This window comes from Amycolatopsis sp. NPDC054798 (assembly GCF_053611505.1).
Genome location: NZ_JBSHAM010000055.1, coordinates 1 through 20,640 on the forward strand (window position 1 = coordinate 1; position 20,640 = coordinate 20,640).

Annotated in this window: 22 protein-coding genes; 13 read left to right on the top strand and 9 right to left on the bottom strand. The window is 69.4% G+C overall.

Annotated elements, in window-relative coordinates:
• The first annotated feature begins 379 nt into the window (after positions 1-379).
• The 6 genes from ACWGIC_RS28990 (at position 380) to ACWGIC_RS29015 (ending at position 5,892) form a co-directional block, all read left to right on the top strand.
• Complete coding sequence (locus ACWGIC_RS28990) at positions 380-466, top strand: putative leader peptide (RefSeq protein ID WP_350540000.1); 87 nt, start codon at positions 380-382, stop codon at positions 464-466.
• 106 nt (positions 467-572) lie between these two features.
• The gene (locus tag ACWGIC_RS28995; protein ID WP_452079092.1) at positions 573-2,273 is read left to right on the top strand and encodes a nitrite/sulfite reductase; all 1,701 of its coding nucleotides are present in this window, start codon (positions 573-575) and stop codon (positions 2,271-2,273) included.
• A complete protein-coding gene (locus tag ACWGIC_RS29000) occupies positions 2,270-2,965 on the top strand; it encodes a phosphoadenylyl-sulfate reductase (protein WP_452079093.1) in 696 nt (231 codons plus the stop codon). The genes ACWGIC_RS28995 and ACWGIC_RS29000 overlap by 4 nt, the downstream gene beginning before the upstream one ends.
• Before the next feature lie 10 nt (positions 2,966-2,975).
• Positions 2,976-3,896 (top strand): sulfate adenylyltransferase subunit CysD, encoded by a 921-nt coding sequence (cysD, locus tag ACWGIC_RS29005; protein ID WP_037813676.1) that lies wholly within the window; start codon positions 2,976-2,978, stop codon positions 3,894-3,896.
• Positions 3,896-5,158, top strand: a complete 1,263-nt coding sequence (locus ACWGIC_RS29010; protein ID WP_452079094.1) for a sulfate adenylyltransferase subunit 1 — start codon at positions 3,896-3,898, stop codon at positions 5,156-5,158. The genes cysD and ACWGIC_RS29010 overlap by 1 nt, the downstream gene beginning before the upstream one ends.
• On the top strand, positions 5,155-5,892 hold the full coding sequence (locus ACWGIC_RS29015; protein WP_452079095.1) for a sirohydrochlorin chelatase: 738 nt from the start codon (positions 5,155-5,157) through the stop codon (positions 5,890-5,892). The genes ACWGIC_RS29010 and ACWGIC_RS29015 overlap by 4 nt, the downstream gene beginning before the upstream one ends.
• Positions 5,893-5,895: 3 nt before the next feature.
• On the opposite strand, the gene ACWGIC_RS29020 is transcribed toward ACWGIC_RS29015, so the two are convergent.
• The gene (locus ACWGIC_RS29020) at positions 5,896-6,750 is read right to left on the bottom strand and encodes an oxidoreductase (RefSeq protein WP_452079096.1); all 855 of its coding nucleotides are present in this window, start codon (positions 6,748-6,750) and stop codon (positions 5,896-5,898) included.
• Positions 6,751-6,796: 46 nt separating this feature from the next.
• On the opposite strand from ACWGIC_RS29020, the gene ACWGIC_RS29025 reads away from it, so the two are divergent.
• Positions 6,797-7,345, top strand: coding sequence for a TetR/AcrR family transcriptional regulator (locus tag ACWGIC_RS29025; RefSeq protein ID WP_452079097.1), 549 nt, complete (start codon positions 6,797-6,799; stop codon positions 7,343-7,345).
• 179 nt (positions 7,346-7,524) lie between these two features.
• Complete coding sequence (locus ACWGIC_RS29030) at positions 7,525-8,154, top strand: cyclase (protein WP_452079098.1); 630 nt, start codon at positions 7,525-7,527, stop codon at positions 8,152-8,154.
• 45 nt (positions 8,155-8,199) lie between these two features.
• On the opposite strand, the gene ACWGIC_RS29035 is transcribed toward ACWGIC_RS29030, so the two are convergent.
• Positions 8,200-9,522, bottom strand: a complete 1,323-nt coding sequence (locus ACWGIC_RS29035) for an alpha/beta hydrolase family protein (protein WP_452079099.1) — start codon at positions 9,520-9,522, stop codon at positions 8,200-8,202.
• A gap of 91 nt (positions 9,523-9,613) precedes the next feature.
• Complete coding sequence (locus ACWGIC_RS29040; RefSeq protein WP_452079100.1) at positions 9,614-10,189, bottom strand: ArsR/SmtB family transcription factor; 576 nt, start codon at positions 10,187-10,189, stop codon at positions 9,614-9,616.
• 96 nt (positions 10,190-10,285) lie between these two features.
• Here ACWGIC_RS29040 and ACWGIC_RS29045 point away from each other — a divergent pair, with 96 nt between their 5' ends.
• Positions 10,286-11,059: an enoyl-CoA hydratase family protein gene (locus ACWGIC_RS29045; RefSeq protein ID WP_452079101.1), complete on the top strand. Its 774-nt coding sequence runs from the start codon at positions 10,286-10,288 to the stop codon at positions 11,057-11,059.
• 46 nt (positions 11,060-11,105) lie between these two features.
• On the opposite strand, the gene ACWGIC_RS29050 is transcribed toward ACWGIC_RS29045, so the two are convergent.
• The 3 genes from ACWGIC_RS29050 to ACWGIC_RS29060 are packed head-to-tail and all read right to left on the bottom strand — an operon-like array spanning position 11,106 to position 12,117.
• The gene (locus ACWGIC_RS29050; RefSeq protein WP_452079102.1) at positions 11,106-11,456 is read right to left on the bottom strand and encodes a barstar family protein; all 351 of its coding nucleotides are present in this window, start codon (positions 11,454-11,456) and stop codon (positions 11,106-11,108) included.
• Entirely contained in the window at positions 11,453-11,905 is a 453-nt protein-coding gene (locus ACWGIC_RS29055) for a ribonuclease domain-containing protein (RefSeq protein ID WP_093573462.1), read from the bottom strand. Before ACWGIC_RS29055 ends, ACWGIC_RS29050 begins: the two co-directional genes overlap by 4 nt.
• 11 nt (positions 11,906-11,916) lie before the next feature.
• Entirely contained in the window at positions 11,917-12,117 is a 201-nt protein-coding gene (locus ACWGIC_RS29060; protein ID WP_452079103.1) for a hypothetical protein, read from the bottom strand.
• Positions 12,118-12,177: 60 nt separating this feature from the next.
• Between ACWGIC_RS29060 and ACWGIC_RS29065 the strand changes: the two genes are divergently transcribed.
• The 3 genes from ACWGIC_RS29065 to ACWGIC_RS29075 all read left to right on the top strand — a co-directional run bounded on the left by ACWGIC_RS29065 (position 12,178) and on the right by ACWGIC_RS29075 (position 15,935).
• Complete coding sequence (locus ACWGIC_RS29065) at positions 12,178-13,143, top strand: zinc-binding dehydrogenase (RefSeq protein WP_452079104.1); 966 nt, start codon at positions 12,178-12,180, stop codon at positions 13,141-13,143.
• A 162-nt stretch (positions 13,144-13,305) separates the two neighbouring features.
• The gene (locus ACWGIC_RS29070; protein WP_452079105.1) at positions 13,306-14,328 is read left to right on the top strand and encodes an alpha/beta fold hydrolase; all 1,023 of its coding nucleotides are present in this window, start codon (positions 13,306-13,308) and stop codon (positions 14,326-14,328) included.
• Between the two features lie 119 nt (positions 14,329-14,447).
• Entirely contained in the window at positions 14,448-15,935 is a 1,488-nt protein-coding gene (locus ACWGIC_RS29075; RefSeq protein WP_452079106.1) for an amino acid permease, read from the top strand.
• A gap of 558 nt (positions 15,936-16,493) precedes the next feature.
• Here the strand turns inward: ACWGIC_RS29075 and ACWGIC_RS29080 are convergent.
• Entirely contained in the window at positions 16,494-17,543 is a 1,050-nt protein-coding gene (locus ACWGIC_RS29080) for an NAD(P)H-dependent flavin oxidoreductase (RefSeq protein ID WP_452079107.1), read from the bottom strand.
• A 60-nt stretch (positions 17,544-17,603) separates the two neighbouring features.
• On the opposite strand from ACWGIC_RS29080, the gene ACWGIC_RS29085 reads away from it, so the two are divergent.
• Positions 17,604-18,050 carry a pyridoxamine 5'-phosphate oxidase family protein gene (locus tag ACWGIC_RS29085; RefSeq protein WP_452079108.1) on the top strand — a complete coding sequence of 149 codons (447 nt, stop codon included), beginning with the start codon at positions 17,604-17,606 and terminating at the stop codon, positions 18,048-18,050.
• 47 nt (positions 18,051-18,097) lie between these two features.
• Here the strand turns inward: ACWGIC_RS29085 and ACWGIC_RS29090 are convergent, their stop codons facing one another.
• A complete protein-coding gene (locus ACWGIC_RS29090) occupies positions 18,098-18,664 on the bottom strand; it encodes a Uma2 family endonuclease (protein ID WP_452079109.1) in 567 nt (188 codons plus the stop codon).
• 121 nt (positions 18,665-18,785) lie between these two features.
• Complete coding sequence (gene lepA, locus ACWGIC_RS29095) at positions 18,786-20,636, bottom strand: translation elongation factor 4 (RefSeq protein WP_452079110.1); 1,851 nt, start codon at positions 20,634-20,636, stop codon at positions 18,786-18,788.
• Positions 20,637-20,640: the final 4 nt, after the last annotated feature.

The following is a 20,640-nucleotide window of genomic DNA, read 5'->3' on the forward strand; positions in this document are numbered from 1 at the left end:
GTCCACACGGGACGCCAACCCATCCGAAATGCCCGATTGACGCCTTCCGGATCGTTTCTGTAGGTCCGTGAAGGGCCCCTTGAGGGAATCTGATTCCCTCAAGGGGTCCTTCACGGACTTGAAAGCGACGCCGCTCCCCTGCGGGGCAATGCCCTGCGCCACCCGGAGGAAAGTTCGGCGGCCGAACGATGCGCCGCCCGTCGCGACCCGCGTAGGCAAGCGGCCAATACTGTCTCACTAGGAGTCCGAAGGACGGGAAAGACCAGGCAGATCGCCTGGCTAATGCACATCCGGGGCGGTTTCGCACCGCTGGAGTGAGCCTTCTCCCACGATCCGGACGCCCTTGGACCAGGTTCGGCTCGCGTGGCAATCTGAGCCGGTGAGTCCTGCCGGTGTCCTTCTCGTGGCGCGCCGCCACGTCGACCTTCTCCGGGTCGCGAGCGCGCTCTGCCGGCCTGTTCGCTGACTCCCGCCGAAGCCTGCCCAGCCCACCACCTGGACCACCGGCCCGCTCTCGCCCCGCATCGACGCCGCGGCGGAGCCGCCTCGACCACCCCGCCCGGAGGATCTTCATGTCCGCACCCACGCGTGAAACGCCCGCGAAGGGCCGCGCGCCCCGGCCGCGCCAGAAGCGGGGCGAGGGTCAGTGGGCGCTCGGTTACCGGGAGCCGCTGAACCCGAACGAGCGCTCGAAGAAGGACGACAGCCCGCTCAACGTCCGCGCCCGGATCGAAAACATCTACGCGCACCGGGGCTTCGACTCCATCGATCCCGGCGACCTGCGCGGCCGGTTCCGCTGGTTCGGCCTCTACACCCAGCGCAAGCCCGGCATCGACGGCGGCCGCACCGCGCTGCTGGAGCCGGAGGAGCTGGACGACCGCTACTTCATGATGCGCGTCCGCATCGACGGCGGCGCGCTCACCACCGAGCAACTGCGGGTGGTCGGCGAGATCTCGCAGCAGCACGCGCGCGACACCGCCGACATCAGCGACCGGCAGAACATCCAGTACCACTGGATCGAGATCGAGGACGTGCCCTCCATCTGGTCCCGGCTGGAGAACGTCGGCCTGTCCACCACTGAGGCGTGCGGCGACTGCCCGCGCGTCGTGCTCGGCTCCCCGGTCGCCGGCATCGCCGAGAACGAGGTGCTCGACGCCACTCCGGCGATCGACGAGATCCTCAGCCGCTACATCGGCGACCCGCGGTTCGCCAACCTGCCGCGCAAGTTCAAGACCGCGATCTCCGGGCTGCCGGACATCGTGCACGAGATCAACGACATCGCCTTCGTCGGCGTGGACCACCCCGAGCACGGTCCCGGCCTCGACCTGTGGGTCGGCGGCGGGCTGTCCACGAACCCGATGCTCGCGCAGCGGCTCGGCGCGTGGGTGCCGCTGGACGAGGTCCCGGAGGTGTGGGCGGGAGTCGTCTCGATCTTCCGCGACTACGGCTACCGGCGGCTCCGTTCGCGGGCGCGGCTGAAGTTCCTGGTCAAGGACTGGGGCATCGAAAAGTTCCGCGAGGTGCTCGAAACCGAATACCTCAAGCGGAAGCTGATCGACGGCCCGCCGCCGGAAAACCCCGCGACCCCGGTCGACCACGTCGGCGCGCACCGGCAGAAGGACGGCAAGTACTACGTCGGAGCCGCGCCGATCGCCGGGCGGGTGTCGGGCAGCACGCTGGTCGCCGTCGCCGACGCGGCCGAGCGCGCCGGATCGCAGCGGGTGCGGCTGACCCCGCACCAGAAGCTGGTCGTGCTCGACGTCCCCGAGGATAAGCTCCCCGCCTTGGAGGCGGAGCTGAGCGAACTGGGCCTGAAGACCAAGCCGTCGCCGTGGCGGCGCAGCGTGATGGCGTGCACCGGGCTGGAGTTCTGCAAGCTCGCGATCGTCGAGACGAAGGTGCGCGCGCAGCAGCTGGTCGCGGATCTGGAGAAGTCGCTCGCCGACATCAACGCGCAGCTGGAGACGCCGGTGACGGTGCATCTCAACGGCTGCCCGAACTCCTGCGCCCGCGTGCAGACCGCGGACATCGGGCTCAAGGGCCAGATCGTCACCGACGCCGACGGCAACCAGGTCGAGGGCTTCCAGGTGCACCTCGGCGGCGGGCTCGGCCTCGACGCCGGGTTCGGCCGGAAGCTGCGCGGGCACAAGGTCACCGCCGGCGAGCTGGTCGAGTACGTGGAACGCGTGGTGCGCGCGTATGTCGCGGGCCGCGAACCGGGCGAACGTTTCCCGCAGTGGGCGCTGCGGGCGGACGAAGGGGTGCTGCAGTGACCGCGGTGGCGGACTACCGGGCGCTGGCCGAACGCGCCGAGAAGGAACTGGCCGACGCGACCGCCGAGGAGGCGCTGCGCTGGACGGCCGAGACCTTCGGCGACGACTTCATCGTGGCGTCGAACATGCAGGACGCCGTGCTGATCGATCTCGCCACGAAGGTCAAGCCCGCGGTGGACGTGCTGTTCTTGGAGACCGGCTACCACTTCGCCGAAACCCTCGGGGTGCGCGACGCGGTGCAGACGGTGTACCCGGAGGTGCGGATCGTCAACGCCCAAGCCGAGCAGAGCGTCGCCGAACAGGACGCGGAGTACGGGCCGAAGCTGCACGAACGCGACCCTGGCCAATGCTGCTTCCTGCGCAAGGTGGTTCCGCTGCGGCAGACGCTCGGCAAGTACTCGGCGTGGGTCACCGGCGTGCGCCGGGTCGACGCGCCGACCCGCGCGAACACGCCGATCGTCACCTGGGACGACCGCAACGGGCTGGTGAAGATCAACCCGATCGCGGCGTGGACCGACGACGAGTTCACCGGCTACCTGCACGAGAACGGGATCCTGGAGAACCCGCTGGTGTCGATCGGCTATCTCTCGATCGGCTGCGCGCCCTGCACCGCGAAGGTCGAACCGGGCCAGGATCCGCGCAGCGGCCGGTGGGCGGGGCAGTCGAAAACCGAGTGCGGTTTGCATGGCTGAGGAAGGAAACATGACGACTTTGGAGCCAGCGGCCGATGCCGCGGTGGACAATCTCGCCGCCCTCGAATCCGAGGCCATCCACATCTTCCGCGAGGTCGCGGGCGAGTTCGACCGGCCGGTGATCCTGTTCTCCGGCGGCAAGGACTCGACGCTGATGCTGCACCTGGCGATCAAGGCCTTCTGGCCCGCGCCGGTGCCGTTCCCGCTGCTGCACGTGGACACCGGGCACAACTTCGACGAGGTCCTGGAATTCCGCGACCGCGTGGTCGAAAAGCACGGCCTGCGGCTGGTCGTCGCGAAGGTGCAGGACTGGATCGACGACGGCAGGCTCGAGGAGCGCGCCGACGGCCTGCGCAACCCGCTGCAGACCACGCCGCTGCTGGAAACCATCGCGGAGAACAAGTTCGACGCGGTCTTCGGCGGCGGTCGCCGCGACGAGGAGCGGGCACGGGCGAAGGAGCGAATCTTCAGCCTGCGCAACGCTTTCGGCCAGTGGGAGCCGCGCCGGCAGCGGCCGGAGCTGTGGAACCTCTACAACGGACGGCACCGCCCCGGCGAGCAGGTCCGCGTGTTCCCGCTGTCCAACTGGACCGAGGCCGACGTGTGGAACTACATCGCGCGGGAGAAGGTCGAACTGCCTTCGATCTACTACGCCCACCAGCGCGCGGTCTACCAGCGCGACGGCATGTGGCTCAGCGAAGGCCCATGGGGCGGGCCGCGTCCCGGCGAGGACGTGCGCGAGCTGAGCGTGCGCTACCGGACCGTCGGCGACGGTTCGTGCACGGGGGCGATCGAATCCACGGCGTCCACTGTGGAGGAAGTCATCGCCGAGGTGCAGGCTTCGCGGCTCACCGAACGCGGCGCGACCCGCGCCGACGACCGGATGTCCGAGGCGGCCATGGAAGACCGCAAACGGGAGGGCTACTTCTGATGTCGAGCCTGCTGAGGCTGGCCACCGCGGGCAGCGTGGACGACGGGAAGTCCACGCTGGTCGGGCGGCTGCTGTACGACACCAAGTCCGTCCTCGCCGACCAGCTCGACGCGGTCACCCGCGCGTCTGTCGACAAAGGACTGTCCACTCCGGACCTTTCGCTGCTCGTCGACGGCCTGCGCTCGGAGCGCGAGCAGGGCATCACGATCGACGTCGCGTACCGGTATTTCGCGACGCCGAAGCGGTCGTTCGTGCTCGCCGACACCCCGGGACACGTGCAGTACACCCGCAACACGGTCACCGGCGCGTCCACCGCGCAGCTCGCCGTGCTGCTGGTCGACGCGCGCAACGGCGTGGTCGAGCAGACCCGGCGGCACGCGGCCGTGCTCGCGCTGCTCGGCGTTCCGCGGCTGGTGCTGGCGGTGAACAAGATCGACCTCGTCGGCTACGACGAGAACACCTTCGGCGTCATCGCCAAGGAGTTCACCGCGCACGCGGAATCCCTCGGCTACGACGCGGCGTCCGTCGTCGCCATCCCGGTTTCGGCGCTAGTCGGCGACAACGTCGCCAGCCGGTCCGAGCGAACCCCTTGGTACAACGGCCCGTCACTGCTGGAGCACCTCGAAAACGTGCCGGTGGCACCGGATCCGCACGATTCCGCACTGCGGTTCCCGGTGCAGTACGTGATCCGCCCGCGCACCCCGGAGTACCCGGACTACCGCGGCTACGCCGGTCAGATCGCCGCCGGCACGGTGCGTCCTGGCGACGAGATCGTCGTGCAGCCGCAAGGGATCCGCAGCCGGGTCGAGCGGATCGACACCGCCGACGGGCCGTTGGAGGAAGCGGGAGCCGGAACCTCGGTGACCCTGCTGCTCGCCGACGACATCGACATCAGCCGCGGCGACCTCATCGCGGCCGCCGACTCGCCGCCGGAGGTGAGCGACGAGATCACCGGCACGCTGTGCTGGCTGTCGTCGAAGCCGCTCAAGACCGGCGCGCGGGTGCTGGTCAAGCACGGCACCCGGACCGTGCAGGCGCTGACCGCCGAGTTGCACGCCCGGTTCGACGAGCAGACACTGTCCAGTGTGGAGTCCCCGGAAAGCCTGGAGCTGAACGACATCGGCAGCGTCACCCTGCAGCTGGCCGAGCCGCTGCCGGTGGACGACTACGGCGTCAGCCCGCGCACCGGCGCGTTCCTGGTGATCGACCCGAAGGACGGCGACACCCTCGCCGCCGGTCTCGTCGGAGAGCGGTTCTCGTGACGCCTCCCCTGGTCGCCGTCGCGCACGGCAGTCGTGATCCCCGCTCCGCCGCGACCGTGCGGGCGCTGGTCGACGTCGTCCGTGCGCAGGCACCGGGGCTGGACGTGCACGAGTCGTTTCTCGACCTGTCGGAGCCGCGCGTCACCGACGTGCTCCGCAAGCTCTACGCCGATGGGCACCGCTCCGCGGTCGTGGTGCCGTTGTTGCTGGGCAGCGCTTTCCATGCCCGGGTCGACCTGCCCGCGCTGGTCGACGAGGTGACCGCGGAGTGCCCCGGGTTCCGGATCCAGGTGTCGGACGTGCTCGGCGCGGACCCGGCGCTCGAAGCCGTCGCCCTCGAAAGGCTCGCCGGAGCCCGCCGCCGCGCCGGGACTGGGATCCTGCTGAGCGCGGTCGGCTCCTCCAACCCTGACGCCAACGCGGTCGTCGCCGGCTTGGCCGCGCGCTGGGAAAAGCAGCTCGGGCTTCCGGTGAGCGAGGCGTTCGCCAGCGCGACCCAGCCGGACATCCCGGCCGCCGCCGCCCGCCTGCGCGACCGCGGCGTCCGGCATCTCGTGGTGGCGTCGTGGTTCCTGGCCCCCGGCCTGCTGCCGGACCGGATCGCCTCGCTGGCCCGCGACGCCGACCCGGACGCGTTCATCGCCGAGCCGCTGGCGGACGACCCGCGCGTGGCGGACGTCGTGATCGGCCGGTATGCCGCCGCGATCTCCGGCCTGCTGCGGACCGCCGCCTGACCTTCACACCGGGCAGACCGCCCCGGTCGCCCGCAGCGATGCTTCCCACAACCGGCGTTGCAGGTCGTCGTCGTGCGAACGCGGGCTGGACTTGACCCGCTCCGGACAGCCGCGGATCTCGAAAAGCCCGCCGGGACCGTAGTACTCGCCGTTGCGCGCGCCGGGATCGGTGGCCGCTCGCAGGGTCGGCAGCGCGCCCATCGCGGGCGTCCGCCCGAGCAGCCGGGCGATCGCCAAGTTCACACCCCGGAAAACTGGCGACGAGTATCGGAAGATGTCGGTAGTCGCCCCGCCGGGATGCGCGGCGAGCGAGACGGTTTCGGTGCCGCGCAAGCGTTTCGCGAGTTCGTAGGCGAACAGCAGATTGGCCAGTTTCGACGCCGGATAGCCGCTGGCCGCCCGCAGGTCTTCAGGGTCGATCCGGCCGAACCGGTGCGCGATGCTGCTGACCGTCACCACCCGGGAGCCCGGCACCTCGAGCAGCAGTGCCGTCCACGCGAAGTGGCCGAGGTGATTCACCCCGAACTGCGTTTCGAATCCGTCGGCGGTCCGGCCGGACACGCCGGTCACCCCGGCGTTGTTGATCAGCAGGTCGATCCGGTCGTGCCGGGCGCGCAGCTCGCCGGCCGCCTCCCGCACGGAATCCAGCGACGCCAGATCCAGCCGGACGACCTCCGCCCCCGGGCCGATCCGGCGCACCGCGTCGTGTGCTTTCCGCTCGTCCCGGCAGGCCAGCACGACCCGGGCCCCGCGCTCAGCCAGCGCGCGGGCCGCCTCGAAGCCGATCCCCGTGTTCGCACCGGTGACCACCGCGACCCGGCCGTGCTGCTCGCCCTCTAACCTGAACCACTCGTTCATGTTGTATAGTGAACCATCAGTTCACCTTTATCGGCAAGGAGCGGCAGTGCGAGCGGACGCGGCACGAAACCGGGCGGCGATCCTCACCGCCGCGCGAACCCTGCTGATCGCGCGCGGGCCCGAGGCCGGAATGGACGAGATCGCCGCCGAGGCAGGGGTCGCCGTCGGCACTCTCTACCGGCATTTCCCGGCCAAACAGGACCTGATAAGCGAGATCGCCGAAGACCTCGGCACCGCGATCACCGACCTGCTCGACACTGCCGCTGCCCGGGTCTCCGCAGGCAAGACCACCGCAGCGGACGAACTTCTCGACCTGATCCGCCGAGTCGTCGTCGACCTCGGCGAAGCGCGCCTGCTCCGCGCCGCGCTCTCGAACCTCTCGCCCGAGCCGCTGCGAGCGATGCGCGAGCACGCGACCAACGCGATCGAATCCCTCATCGACTCCGCGCACCGAGACCGCGCCTTGCGCCCGGGGATCTCTGCCGACGACGTCGGACTGCTCCTGGCCGCTTCGCCCGGCGCCGACGTTCCGGAACCCGCCCGGCAGCGCTGGGTCGAATTGGCCTGGCTCGCCCTGTCGGACCACCGTCAGTAGGCCCGAACGGCCGATCGGACCGCCCCTACCGCCACGAGGTGAGCGATATTCACATTTTCCGTTACGGTACGCGCCTGTGAACGGTCAATCCTTGACGCACTGCTTAACTTGCCGGTAACTCTCTAATCGCTGCGCAGCTTTCTCTCTCCCCCGTGAAACCCGCAGGTAGGAGCACACAGATGAAAGCACCTCACTTTTACCGGCTGGCCGCGCTGACGGCAGTCGCCGCCCTTCCGCTCGCCCTCGCCGCCCCGGCGTCCGCCGCGGCCGCGGTCACCTTCGACTGTCAGGCCGACGCGCCGGTGGTCGGCCCGCAGCAGGTTTCGCTGACCCAGAACGCCGACGTCACCGCGCCCGCGACGGTCGCGCCCGGCGGCGCGTTCGACGTCGTCATCGACCCCGCCCCCAACACCGTCCCGAGCGACGTGGGCGGCAACAAAGTCAAGAACATCAACACCTTCGCGCTGAAATTCCCGATCCCGGCCAACTCGACCTACGTCAGCGCCGACCTCACCGGCGGCTCCGGCCTCGGCGACACCGCGCCGACGATCAGCGTTGCCGACGGCGTCGCGACACTAAGCTTCCCCGGCCCGATCGCCGGCGGTTCGACCTTCGAACTGCCGACCATCACCGCGCACCTCAAGGCGGGCGACTCCGGCAAGATCGAAACGAAACTGTCCGGCACCAGCTACAGCGACCCCGGCCTGACCTTCAAGGCCGTGGCCAGCAGCATCATCGGCGACGTGACCGCGCCGACGGCGTGCTTCCCGAACCCGAGCCCGGTCTTCACGACCACGACCATCGGCTGATCCGCACCGCGGCCACCCCCTGCGCCCGGGTGGCCGCGGTCCGGTTCACGGCAGCAGCAATCCCCAGTAGACCGCCCACGGAACGAACACCAGCCCGGCTGCGAGCGGCGCGATCGCCCCGCGCCGCCGGTCCGGTTTCCGCAACCCCGCAACGGTTATTGCCAACGCCACCACCGTCGCCACCGCCAGCGTTTGCACCGCGAGCCACGGCAACGGCCGCCCGGCGAGCACCGGCCCGAAATCCTTCATCCCGGACAACTGCGCCCAGCCCAGCAATCCGACGAAGCCAGCGACAGTCGCCGTCCCCAACCCGGCCAGCCACCGCGACGACCTGGTCCCCCGGCGACGCACCAGCGAAACCACGCCGCCGACCGCGAACCCGCCGAGCAGCAAGGCAAGCGCAATCGCTTGCACCCCAACAGATTCCCACCAGGCAAGCGGCTGCAGCGCTTCGGTCGGCCGCTGCGTGAAGGCCGCGGTCTCGACGTGCACGCCCCGCCGGTCCGCCAGCCATTCCCCGACGACTGCCGGATAGCCGGGCACAACTCGAGGCAGCCGGTCGAACCCGGCGTCGCTGGTCGCGTACAGATCCGGCCCGCCGCCCGCGACGAACCGGATCGTGTGGTCCGGTTTTCCGGCCAGCGCGTCCGCGAAAATCCGGGAGCTCTCCACCGGCGCGTGGTTGATGTCGAGGTCGCCCCACAACGCCAGGATCGGCTGTTTCAGCCGCCGCAACACCGGCACCGGGTCGTAATCGGCCTCGGGAAACAGTCCGGCCCCGATCGCGAACCGGGTGCCTTGGACCGGCAAGGTCGTCAGCAGCGAACCGGAAATCCCTTGGTGGCGAAGGACATTCCCCCAATACCACGAGGTCTGCCTCGCTCCACCCAACCCGGATCCGCCGACCGTGATCACGTACGAGATGTCGGCCGTCCGCGTCGCGGCGAGCGGCGCGACCCACGCACCCTCGCTGACGCCCCAGACGCCGACGTCCTTGGCTCCCGACTGTGCCCGCAACGCGCGCACCGCCGAGACCAGATCGTCCGCCAGCACGCCGTAATTGCGCTGGGTTTTCGAATAACCGCTGGTACGCCGGTCGTACACGAGTGTCGTGACGCCGAGCCGCGTGAACATCTCAGCCTGCAACCGCAGGTCGTCCCGGGTCCGCCAGTCCGACCCGCCTTGCAGGACGATCGCGGACTTCGCTGGTCCTTCCGGCCGGAATACCGTGCCGTGCAAGGCAATCCCGCCAGAGCCAGTGAAACTGAGGTCAGCGGACGGTGGTGCTTGTACTGGCTGGGCGGTCGGCAAGACCGAGCCCAGCGCGAGGATCGCGGCAGCGAGCCGCGATTTGCCCCAGGGCAGCATGAAGTGTTCTCCTTGCTTCGGGAGATCGTGCGCGTTTTCCCTTATTCCTGGGTGCCGAGTGGCCGCTCGGCACCCAGGGCCTTTCTTGAGGTCAGTCCTGGCCTGCCTCCTCTCCGGCCGACGCCGGGAACGCGATCATCCGCGTCTCGACCCGGCGCGCCCCCTCCGGCGTCTCGTCGTCCGGCCGTTGGTACCGCCGCAGCAAGGCGAGATACGCCTCGAAGAAATCGCCCAGCTCGTCCAGCGTCACGGTGATCGCGCCGCGCGAGTACGGAACCGCGTCCGCCCACTCCCCGAGCTGCGGCCGGTCGCGCTCGAACCGTTCGTACAGCTCGGTGTCGCCCGCGAGCCACAACCGGTGCAGCTCGCCGATCGCAGCCTTGGCCGGATCGTCCCGCTCGTCCGCGGGCGGCAACCGCAGGTCGTAATCCGTCACGCGCCACCAGCGCTCCCGCCCGCGCGCGCGTTCGGGAAGCTCCTCGACGAACCCGTTCTCCGCCAGGATCCGCAGGTTGTAACTGGTCCCGCCGCTGGTGACGCCCAGCCGCTCGGCGAGCGTCGTCGACGTCGCCGGCCCGGACGCGGCGAGCGCCTCGAGAATCCGCTGCCGCAACGGGCTCGCGAGCGCTTTGAGGGCTTTCAGATCAGCGCGACGAGGTTCTGCCATGCTTCCAAAGTAGCGGTGCACGAGTTTTCATGCACGCTTTTTCGTGCATGAACTTCACACCCGCTCCCGGACCGCCGGTATGCGAAAGTGTCAGGCATGGCTGACGAACTGGTGCACTACGAGGTGGCGGTCGGCATCGCCACGATCACCCTGGACTCCCCGCACAACCGCAACGCGCTGTCGGCGCAGCTGCGAAGGGAACTGAGCGAGTCGCTGACCAAGGCTCGCGAGGACGACGCGGTGCGCGTGGTGCAGCTGACCCACACCGGCCCGGTCTTCTGCGCGGGCATGGATTTGAAGGAAGCCCGCGGGGCAGGCTCGTCCGACCAGGGCGTGAACGAGTTCCCGCAGATCCTGGACCAGCTGTGGACGAGCCCGAAACCGGTCGTCGCCCGGCTGGCCGGCCCGGCTCGCGCGGGCGGCATCGGCATGGTCGCCGCCTGCGACATCGCGGTCGCGGTCCCGGAAGCGACCTTCGCCTTCTCGGAGGTCCGGATCGGCGTCGTCCCGGCGGTTATCAGCCTGACGGTGCTCCCGAGGCTGAACGCCCGGGCCGCGCACGAACTCTTCCTGACCGGCGACGTGTTCGACGCGAAGCGCGCGGTGGAAATCGGTCTCCTGAACGCCTGCGTCCCGGCGGAAGACCTGGACAAGACCGTCGAGGGCTACCTCAAGTCGCTGACCCTGGGCGGCCCGAAAGCCCTGGCCGCCACCAAGGAACTGCTGGCCCGCCCGCGTCCGGCCACCCCGGCCGAGGGCTTCGCCGACATGAACGCCCTCTCCGCCGGGTTCTTCGCGAGCGAAGAAGGCCAGGAAGGCATCCTGGCCTTCGCTCAGAAGCGGAAGCCGAACTGGGTCCCGCAGGACTGACGGCGCCGGTGAGGGGACTCCTCCGGGAGTTCCCTCACGGACCGCTTCAGGAATCCACCAGCACCAAGGTCAGCCGCCGCGCACCGGAGCCCATCGCGCGCTGCGCGTCCGACAGCACGCTCCGCACCGCCAGATAAGCCTTGGGTTCGGCGGCCTTCAATCCGTCCGAGCCGACCCAGATCAGCACGTGCTCGCCGGTCGGCAACCACGACAAATCCGTGAGCATGTCGTACAGCGCGTCCAGATTCCGCCCGAAGTAAGACGGAAAAGACAGCGCCTCGCCGATCGCGTCCAGCGCCGACAGCTTGTCCAGCGTCCGCGCCCCGTCGATCCGGTGCGGATAAGCCCCGCGCGCGAAAGCCGCGTCCGCCGCGGCCTGCGCCGTTTCCCCGCTCACCGCGCGGGGTCCACAACGACGAACGACGCGTAATGATCCGCTGTGTAATACAACTCTTTCCCCGCCCCTGTGATCAGCCGGCGTGCCCCTCGGTCCGGGCTTCCTGGCGTCTTCACGGTGTACTCGTGGTAGTAGCCGTTCTTCTCCGCCGGCAGCACCTTTTCCCGGTTCTGGAACACGACGTCGTCGTTGCGCGGGTACGGATAGGGCCCGCCCTTCTGGATCAGGTTCCAGGTGTCCTTCGCCTGCGACGGCAGCGACGACAACGGCTTCACCGGCAGCTTCGAATCCGCCCCCGGCACCTTCCCGGAGGCGGCGGCCGGGGCGCCCGACGAGGACGCGGGCGCCGGCGAATCCGGGGACCCGGCGGTTTCCTTGACGAGCCACCCGCCGAGCACCAGCACGAGGAGACCGACGAGCGCAGCGGTGATCCGCCTACGGTTGACCATGGTGTGCCAGCTTAGGAGCGGCCGGGACCGTCGTCGTCACGGGCCGTGCCGAACCGGCGGCCGAAGCGTTCGACCAGCTTGTCGATGGCCCACGCGGCGAGCAGGCACAGCGGCACGAGCACCGCCATCACCAGCACGAATTGCACGGGGAACCAGGCTTGGGCGAGCCACAGCTCGACCCCGTCCCACCAGTTGGCCAGGCCGTCAAACACGAGTGTGAGCCTACGCGCGCTCGACTGCGCCGGGCCGGGCAGGGCGGGTAGGTTGCTGCCATGTTCGCCGTATACGCGCAGGAACCCAACGCCGAGTCCCCGCTCGATTCGCTGGTCGTCGGCGAGCGGCCGGAACCCGAAGTGCCCGAAGGCTGGGTGCGGGTGCACGTCAAAGCCGCCAGCCTGAACATGCACGACCTGTGGACCTTGCGCGGCGTCGGCATCAAGGCAGACCAGTTCCCGATGATCCTCGGCTGCGACGGGGCGGGCACGCTCGACGACGGCACCGAGGTCGTGCTGCATTCGGTGATCAACGCGCCGGGCTGGCAGGGCGACGACACGCTCGACCCGAAGCGCACTCTGCTCACCGAGAAGCACCAGGGCACGTTCGCGGACCAGGTCGTGGTCCCGGCCCGCAACGCGGTGCCGAAGCCGGCCGGGCTGAGCTTCGCCGAGGGCGCGACGATGGGCACCGCGTGGCTCACCGCGTACCGGATGCTGTTCGTGAAATCGGGCCTGCGCCCCGGCCAGACGATGCTGGTCCAGGGCGCGTCCGGCGGGGTGTCGACCGCGCTGATCGCGCTCGGCCGCGCCGCCGGGTTCCGGGTGTGGGTCACCGGGCGGACCGAGGAGAAGCGCGCGCTGGCCGAGAGCATCGGCGCGCACCAGGCGTTCGAGTCCGGCGCGCGGCTGCCCGAGCGGGTGGACGCGGTGTTCGAGACCGTCGGCAAGGCGACCTGGGGGCACACGCTCAAATCGCTCAAGCCGGGCGGCGTGGTCGTGGTGTCCGGTTCGACCAGCGGCCCGGACCCGTCGGCCGATCTGCAGCGGGTGTTCTTCCTGCAGCTGCGGGTCCTCGGCTCGACGATGGGCACCCGCGACGAGCTGGCCGACCTGCTCGCCTACCTCGATCTGAAGGGCATCAAGCCGCAGATCGGCACGGAGCTCCCCCTGACGGAGGCCCCCGCGGGATTCGCCGCGATGGCCGCCGGGGAGACCGCGGGAAAGATCGTCTTCACTCGCTGATCCCGATCGAAGCGCGTTGACCTGGGCTTTCGCCTTTCGAGCGAGTCCAGGTCAACGCTTTTACCTGCTTTCCGGTGAATCGTCAACACCCCAGCTTCGCAATCAGATAGTGACCCCCGAAGTTCCACCAGAAGTCAACCTTGGGCGGTTAACCTGGAGAACATGACCGCGACGCAGCGGCCAGTCCCGGTCGCCCGGGGCGGCCAGGACCCCGCCGAACCGGAGGCGATCCGGGAATCGTTCCGGCGCTTCGCCGGCATGCGCACGCGCGTGCTGGAGGTCGGGCCGCCCGTCGCCGAGGCGTCCGCACCCAAGCGCACGCGCCGCAAGGGCGCGGAGAAACCCCGCGCGCCCCGGCTCGTGTTGCTCCACGGGTATTGCGACAGTGCCGACACGTGGCGTCCGGTACTCGGAGAACTAGCCGCGGCGGGCATCGCCGCGGTCGCGGTCGATCTTCCCGGCTTCGGAGACGCGCAGCCGCTGCGCCCCGGCGCGATGCTGCCGCAGCTCGACGCGTTCACCGCCGCGGTGGTGCGCGAGCAGGCCGTGCTCGGCCCGGTGGTGCTCGCGGGCAACTCGCTCGGCGGCACGATGAGCCTGCGCGCGGCGCAGAATCGCCGGCTGCCGACCACGGGCGTGGTGTCGATCGCAGCGCCCGGTTTCGTCGACTCGTGGCTGGTGCGCACCGTCGGGCGCAACCCGCTGCCGCTGCGGCTGTACTCCTCGCTTCCGTTGCCGGTCCCGGGTTTCCTGGTCCGCGCGGTCGCCGAACAGCTCGTGCCGCGGATCCTCTACGCCGACTCGCGGCAGGCGGACGCCGGCCAGGTCCGGCGGTTCACCACGCTCTTCCCCGACTACCGGGCCACCACGTCCCGGCTCGAACAGGCGCGGCAGCTCGTCGCGGAGCTGGCCGACGCCTACCGGCTCGACCAGATCCGGATCCCGCTGCTCGCGGTCGCGTGCGGCAAGGACAAGCTCGTGACGGCCGCGTCCGGGCGGAAGCTGCACACCCTGGTGCCGCACAGCAGGCTCGTCGTCCGGGAGGACTGGGGCCACTGCCCGCAGCTGGACGCCCCGCCCGAGGTCGCGGAGCTGCTCGCCTTCTTCGCCGCGGGCGCGGTCCGCACGGCCGCCCGCCCGGCGCCCACGGTCAGCGACGTCGAGGACGACTCGGCGACCGGGTGACTCAGGCTGCCAAGATCGTCACACTGCGGAGTCGGTGACAGGCGCGGCGCCTCCGGGTACGGTGCCCTGCCAGGGCCCGGAACCCGGGTCCGGCGAACCACCAGTCTGAGGAGACATCGATGTCAGCTCCGCGCGGCGGCCCTAACCTGGGCTCCGGGTCCGGGATCTTCCGGCGGAAGCCGATCGAAACCATCGAGCAGGCGGGCGAAAGCGGCCTGCAGCGCACACTCGGCTTGCGGCAGCTGACCGCGATCGGCGTCGGCGGCATCATCGGCGCGGGCATCTTCTCGCTCGCCGGGGCGGTCGCGAACAAGACCGCCGGCCCGGCCGTGCTGATCTCATTCCTGATCGCGGGCATCGCGAGCGCCGCGGCGGCGTTCTCCTACGCCGAGTTCGCCGGGCTCATCCCGCGCGCGGGCTCCGCCTACACCTACGGGTACGCGGTGCTCGGCGAGATCGTCGGCTGGTTCATCGGCTGGGACCTGCTGCTGGAGTACACCGCGATCGTGTCCGTGGTGGCGATCGGGATCTCCGGGTACTTCAACGACCTGCTGGGCTTCCTGCACGTGTCGCTGCCGCACTGGATGTCCGGCGCGCCCGGCACCGAACCGGCGGGCGTGGAACCGGGGTCGTACAAGGTCAACCTGTTCGCGGTGCTGCTGTGCCTGTTGATCGCCTTCATCCTCAACCAGGGCATGAAGAACGCCGCGCGGTTCGAGACGCTGCTGGTGTACCTGAAGGTCGGCCTGGTGCTGCTGGTGATCGTCGTCGGCGCCTTCCACATCCAGAGCGGCAACTACAGCAACTTCTTCCCGTTCGGCCTCAGCGGCGCTTTCACCGGCGCGGCAACGGTGTTCTTCGCGGTCTTCGGCTACGACGCCATGTCCACCGCGGCGGAAGAGTCGCAGGACTCGCAGAAGCACATGCCGAAGGCGATCATCTACTCGCTGGCGATCTCGATGGTGCTGTACGTGCTGGCCTGCCTGGTGCTGACCGGCATGGTGAAGTACACCGACATCAACCCGGAAGCCGCGTTCTCGAGCGCTTTCGCGAAGGTGGGCCTCGGCTGGCTGGGCGCGATCATCGCGGTAGGCGCGATCATCGGCATCCTGACGGTGCTGTTCACCTTCCTGCTCGGCGCGACGCGTGTGGGCTACTCGATGAGCCGCGACGGCCTGCTGCCCAAGTGGTTCGCGAAGACCCACCCGGTGCGCAAGGTGCCGTCGCGCATCACCTGGATCCTGGGCGCCGCGTCCGCGCTGATCGCCGGGGTGCTGCCGATCGGAGAGGCCGCGGAGCTGACGAACATCGGCATCCTGCTCGCGTTCGTGGTCGTGTGCATCGCGGTGATCGTGCTGCGCTACAAGCGCCCCGAACTGCCGCGCACGTTCAAGACGCCCGGCATGCCGGTCGTGCCGATCATCGGGGTCGTGTTCTCGATCTGGCTGATCACGTTCCTGAAGCCGGAAACGTGGCTGCGCTTCGCGATCTGGTTCGCGATCGGGATGGTGATCTACTTCGCCTACAGCAAACGCCACTCCGCGATGGAACGCGGCGCCGAGGCCGGAGACGGGGATTCCGGCGGGGTTAAGTCCACTTCGGACTGATCCGTTGGCGGGTTCGTTCGGTTTATTGCGGGGGACGCTTTGGCGGCGTCCCCCGCATTTTCTTGTGCGGGCTTTCGCTGGAGCGCGCAGGGTCGGGATTGCCTGAGGCGACGCTCCTGGCTTGCCTTTGCTGCATAATCGGGCACCATCTCGGTCCGCCCGCGCAGATCGTTCTCTCCGGAGGCCGCGGCGGGAGCGCGCTCTTCGATACCGCGCGCAACTGGGTCACTTGTAGCTTGCCTGGGCTGCGTCTGTTCGGGGCGGCACACGAGCGCCTTCCGACCCGCCGGAAGTCTCAGCGCAGCCGGTCAAACTGTTCTGGTTCTGTGGTTTCAGGGAAATCTCGTTCGCCTGGATCGCGGTCAGCGCGCCGCGGCCATCGAGGCTTCCCGCCGCCGCGAACTCGTCGGGAAGGCTCGCACTGCCGCGCCCACTCACCGCAACCGTCAAGCTATTGCGCCACTGCGAGTTCAGCAGGCCTTCCCGCCCAATACCCCGCGTCCAGAAGACCGGAACCAGCCGAGCCGTCGTCGTCTCTGCCCTCGCCGCTCCGGGTTCTCAGCGCAACCGGTCGAGCCGTTCCACCGCAGCCTTCGCCTCGGCGCGCAACCGGGCCACGATCGAGGCCGCTGAACCGTCACCAGCGAGCGGATACGTCTGCCCCGCCCACAATGACATCGCCTCCGGGTCACCAGCTTTGGCAGCCGCCGCGCGGACCGGTTTGCTCAGGTGGTGCAGCTGCGGGTACGCGGCGGGCGCGTCCGCGGAAAGGTCGCTCAGGACGCGGTTCACCATGCCGCGCGCCGGGCGTCCGCTGAACGCGCGCGTGAACGCCGTCGTCCGGCCAGCTTCGGCGAGCGCACGCCGCTGGGTCTCGCCGGTGCCAGCTTCCGTCGCGAGCAGGAAAGCCGTGCCCAGCTGCGCCGCCGACGCACCGGCAGCCAGCACCGCCGCGACGTCGGCACCGTTGACCAGTCCCCCGGCCGCGATCAAGGGCAGGCTCGTGCGCGCGCCGAGCAAACGCAGCAGCGCGAGCAGGCCGTACTCCTCGCCGCCAGCCGGTTTGCCCGGGTCGTCGGTGAAGAGACCGCGATGACCGCCGGCTTCGAAGCCCTGCACGACCAGCGCGTCGGCTCCGCGCGCGGCGGCGAGGTCCGCCTCCTCCGGGTTCGTGACGGTGACCGCGACCTTGCCGCCGGCTTCGTGGATCCGCTGCACCTCGGCGGACGTCGGCGCGCCGAAGGTGAACGACACCACCGGAACCCGGTGCCGCACGACGAGGTCGAGTTTCGCCGGGTACTCGTCGTCGTCCCAGACCGGATCGCCGAGTTCGACGCCGTAACGGACGGCTTCGGCGAGCAACCGCTCGCGGTGCGCGTCGAGGTCCGCCACAGACCGGCCGCCGGGGACGAACAGGTTGGTGCCGAACCGGCCGCCGGTGAGGTCGGCGGTGTGCGCGATCCGGGCGTCCAGCGTCTCCGGGCTGAGGTAGCCCGCGGCGAGGAACCCGAACCCGCCCGCGCCCGTGACGGCGCCGACCAGCTGCGGAGTCGTGGGCCCGCCCGCCATCGGCGCCACGATCACCGGGAACTCGAGATCATCGAACATGCCCCCGAGCCTAGTGCCGGATCGGAAATGCGCCGGGCCGCCGCCGCGTTGCAGGAGAGCATGACGGCAACCCTGGAACAGCTCCGCGCGCTGTCGGTGGAGGAGAACGGCCTCGCGACCGTGGCCACGACCCGCGCCGACGGCACCGTGCACGCGTCCGTGGTGAACGCGGGCATCCTGGACGACCCCGTGACCGGCAAGCCGAGCGTGGGCTTCGTCGCCGTCGGCGGTGCGCACAAGCTCACGCTGCTGCGCCGCAACAGCCACGCGACCGTGACCTTCCGCCGCGGCTGGCGCTGGCTCTCGGTGACCGGCCCGGTCCGCCTGATCGGCCCGGACGACCCCGACCCCGCCTTCCCCGCCGACGGCCTCCCGCCCCTGCTGCGCGACGTGTTCCGCGCCGCCACCGGCACCCACGACGACTGGGCGGAGTACGACCGGGTGATGGCCGCCGAACGCCGGGCCGCGGTGTTCGTGGAGGTGGGCAAGATCATCGGGAACGGCTGACCGAGCCCTTCGCCCGCGCGACGTCCTGGCGGCTTAACCGGAACCGCTCAGCTCCTTCCGATCAGTTCCTCGGGCACCACCCGGACCGAGAACGGCCGTTGTGCTTCGAAAACCTCGGCACCCGCCGCCTTGGCGACCTGGCGATAGCGACCGTCCTCGTCCAGTTCGAACACGGCCAGTTCGGCAGTCACCGGATCGATCACCCAGTAGCTCGGGACGCCCAGCCTTTCGTAGAGCGCCTTCTTGGTGTTCAGGTCGTGAATCGACGTGCTCGGCGACAGCACTTCGACCGCGAGCACCGGCGGCACGGGCAGATCCTTGGCAGTGAAATCCTCGGTCCTTCCGACCAGCACATCCGGCTGCAGCTCTATTCGATCGCCCACGTGCACCGCGAACGGCGCGCCGACGACGAACATTTCTTCCGGGCAAGCCGCGTCGAGCACGCCGTACAGCCGGTAGCCGATGGTCTGGTGTCTCAGACCCGGCGCGGGGCTCACGAGGAGCGTCCCGTCGATGAGTTCGTAACGACGGCCGTCATCCGGCATCCCCTCGAGGTCGTGCACCGTCATGGGTCCCGACCCGGGAGGATTCTGGATTTCCGCCATGACCGTCATGGTGCTCTCCTTTCCCTGTTCGCGCCAGAGAGTCCCTGTCCGCAATTGAGAACACCAGACCCCACCGACAAAAAACGGCGGCTCCGGGAAACCCGGAGCCGCCGTTCACCCGAAGGTGGACCTACTTCTTGTTCTTCCCGTTGTCCTCAGTGGACAGTGCCGCGACGAAGGCCTCCTGCGGCACCTCCACCCGGCCGACGGTCTTCATCCGCTTCTTGCCTTCCTTCTGCTTCTCCAGCAGTTTCCGCTTACGCGAGATGTCGCCGCCGTAACACTTGGCGAGCACGTCCTTGCGGATGGCGCGGATCGTTTCGCGCGCGATGATGCGCGAGCCGATCGCGGCCTGGATCGGCACCTCGAACTGCTGACGCGGAATCAGCTCGCGCAGGCGCGTCGCCATCCGGTTTCCGTAGGTATACGCGGCGTCCTTGTGCACGATCGCGGAGAACGCGTCCACTGTCTCGCCCTGCAGCAGGATGTCGACCTTCACCAGGTCGGCCACCTGCTCGCCGGACTCCTCGTAGTCGAGCGACGCGTAACCGCGCGTGCGCGACTTCAGCGTGTCGAAGAAGTCGAAGATGATCTCCGCGAGCGGGATCGTGTAGCGCAGTTCGACCCGGTCCTCGGACAGGTAGTCCATGCCCAGCAGGTTGCCGCGTTTCGCCTGGCACAGCTCCATGATCGTGCCCACGAACTCCGACGGCGCAAGGATGCTCACCTTCGAGACCGGCTCGTGCACCTCGGAGATCTTGAGCCCGCTCGGCCAGTCCGACGGGTTCGTCACGACGACCTCGCTGCGGTCCTCCAGCACCACGCGGTACACCACGTTCGGCGCGGTGGAAATCAGGTCCAGCCCGAACTCGCGCTCCAGCCGGTCCCGGGTGATCTCCAGGTGCAGCAGGCCGAGGAAGCCGCAGCGGAAGCCGAAGCCCAGCGCGACCGACGTCTCCGGCTCGTAGGTCAGCGCCGCGTCGTTGAGCTGCAGCTTCTCCAGCGCTTCGCGCAGTTCCGGGTAGTCCGAACCGTCCACCGGGTACAGGCCGGAGAACACCATCGGCTTCGGTTCGCGGTAGCCGGCCAGCGGCTCCGTCGCGCCGTGCCGCTCGGACGTCACGGTGTCGCCGACCTTCGACTGGCGCACGTCCTTCACGCCGGTGATCAGGTAGCCGACCTCGCCGACGCCGAGTCCCTTGCTGGCCTTCGGCTCCGGCGAGATGATCCCGACCTCGAGCAGTTCGTGCGTCGCGCCGGTGGACATCATCTTGATCTTCTCGCGCGGGGTGATCTTGCCGTCCACCACGCGGATGTAGGTGACGACGCCGCGGTAGGTGTCGTAGACCGAGTCGAAGATCATCGCGCGGGCGGGCGCGTCCGCGTCGCCGACCGGCGGCGGGACCTGGCGCACGCATTCGTCCAGCAGCTCGGTCACGCCCATGCCGGTCTTCGCCGACACGCGCAGCACGTCCGAGGGCTCGCAGCCGATGATGTGCGCGATCTCCGCCGCGTACTTCTCCGGGTCCGCCGAGGGCAGGTCGATCTTGTTCAGCACCGGGATGATGTGCAGGTCGTTCTCGAGCGCGAGGTACAGGTTCGCGAGCGTCTGCGCCTCGATCCCCTGCGCGGCGTCGACCAGCAGGATCGCGCCCTCGCACGCCTCGAGCGCGCGCGAGACCTCGTAGGTGAAGTCGACGTGGCCGGGGGTGTCGATCAGGTGCAGGACGTGGTCCTTGCCGTCGACCTGCCACGGCAGCCGGACGTTCTGGGCCTTGATCGTGATGCCGCGTTCCCGCTCGATGTCCATGCGGTCGAGGTACTGCGCGCGCATGGCCCGCTCCTCGACGACGCCGGTGAGCTGCAGCATCCGGTCCGCCAGCGTCGACTTGCCGTGGTCGATGTGGGCGATGATGCAGAAGTTGCGGATCAACTCCGGCGGCGTGAAGGTGGTGTCGGCGAACGTCTTGGGCGCTGTCACTCGG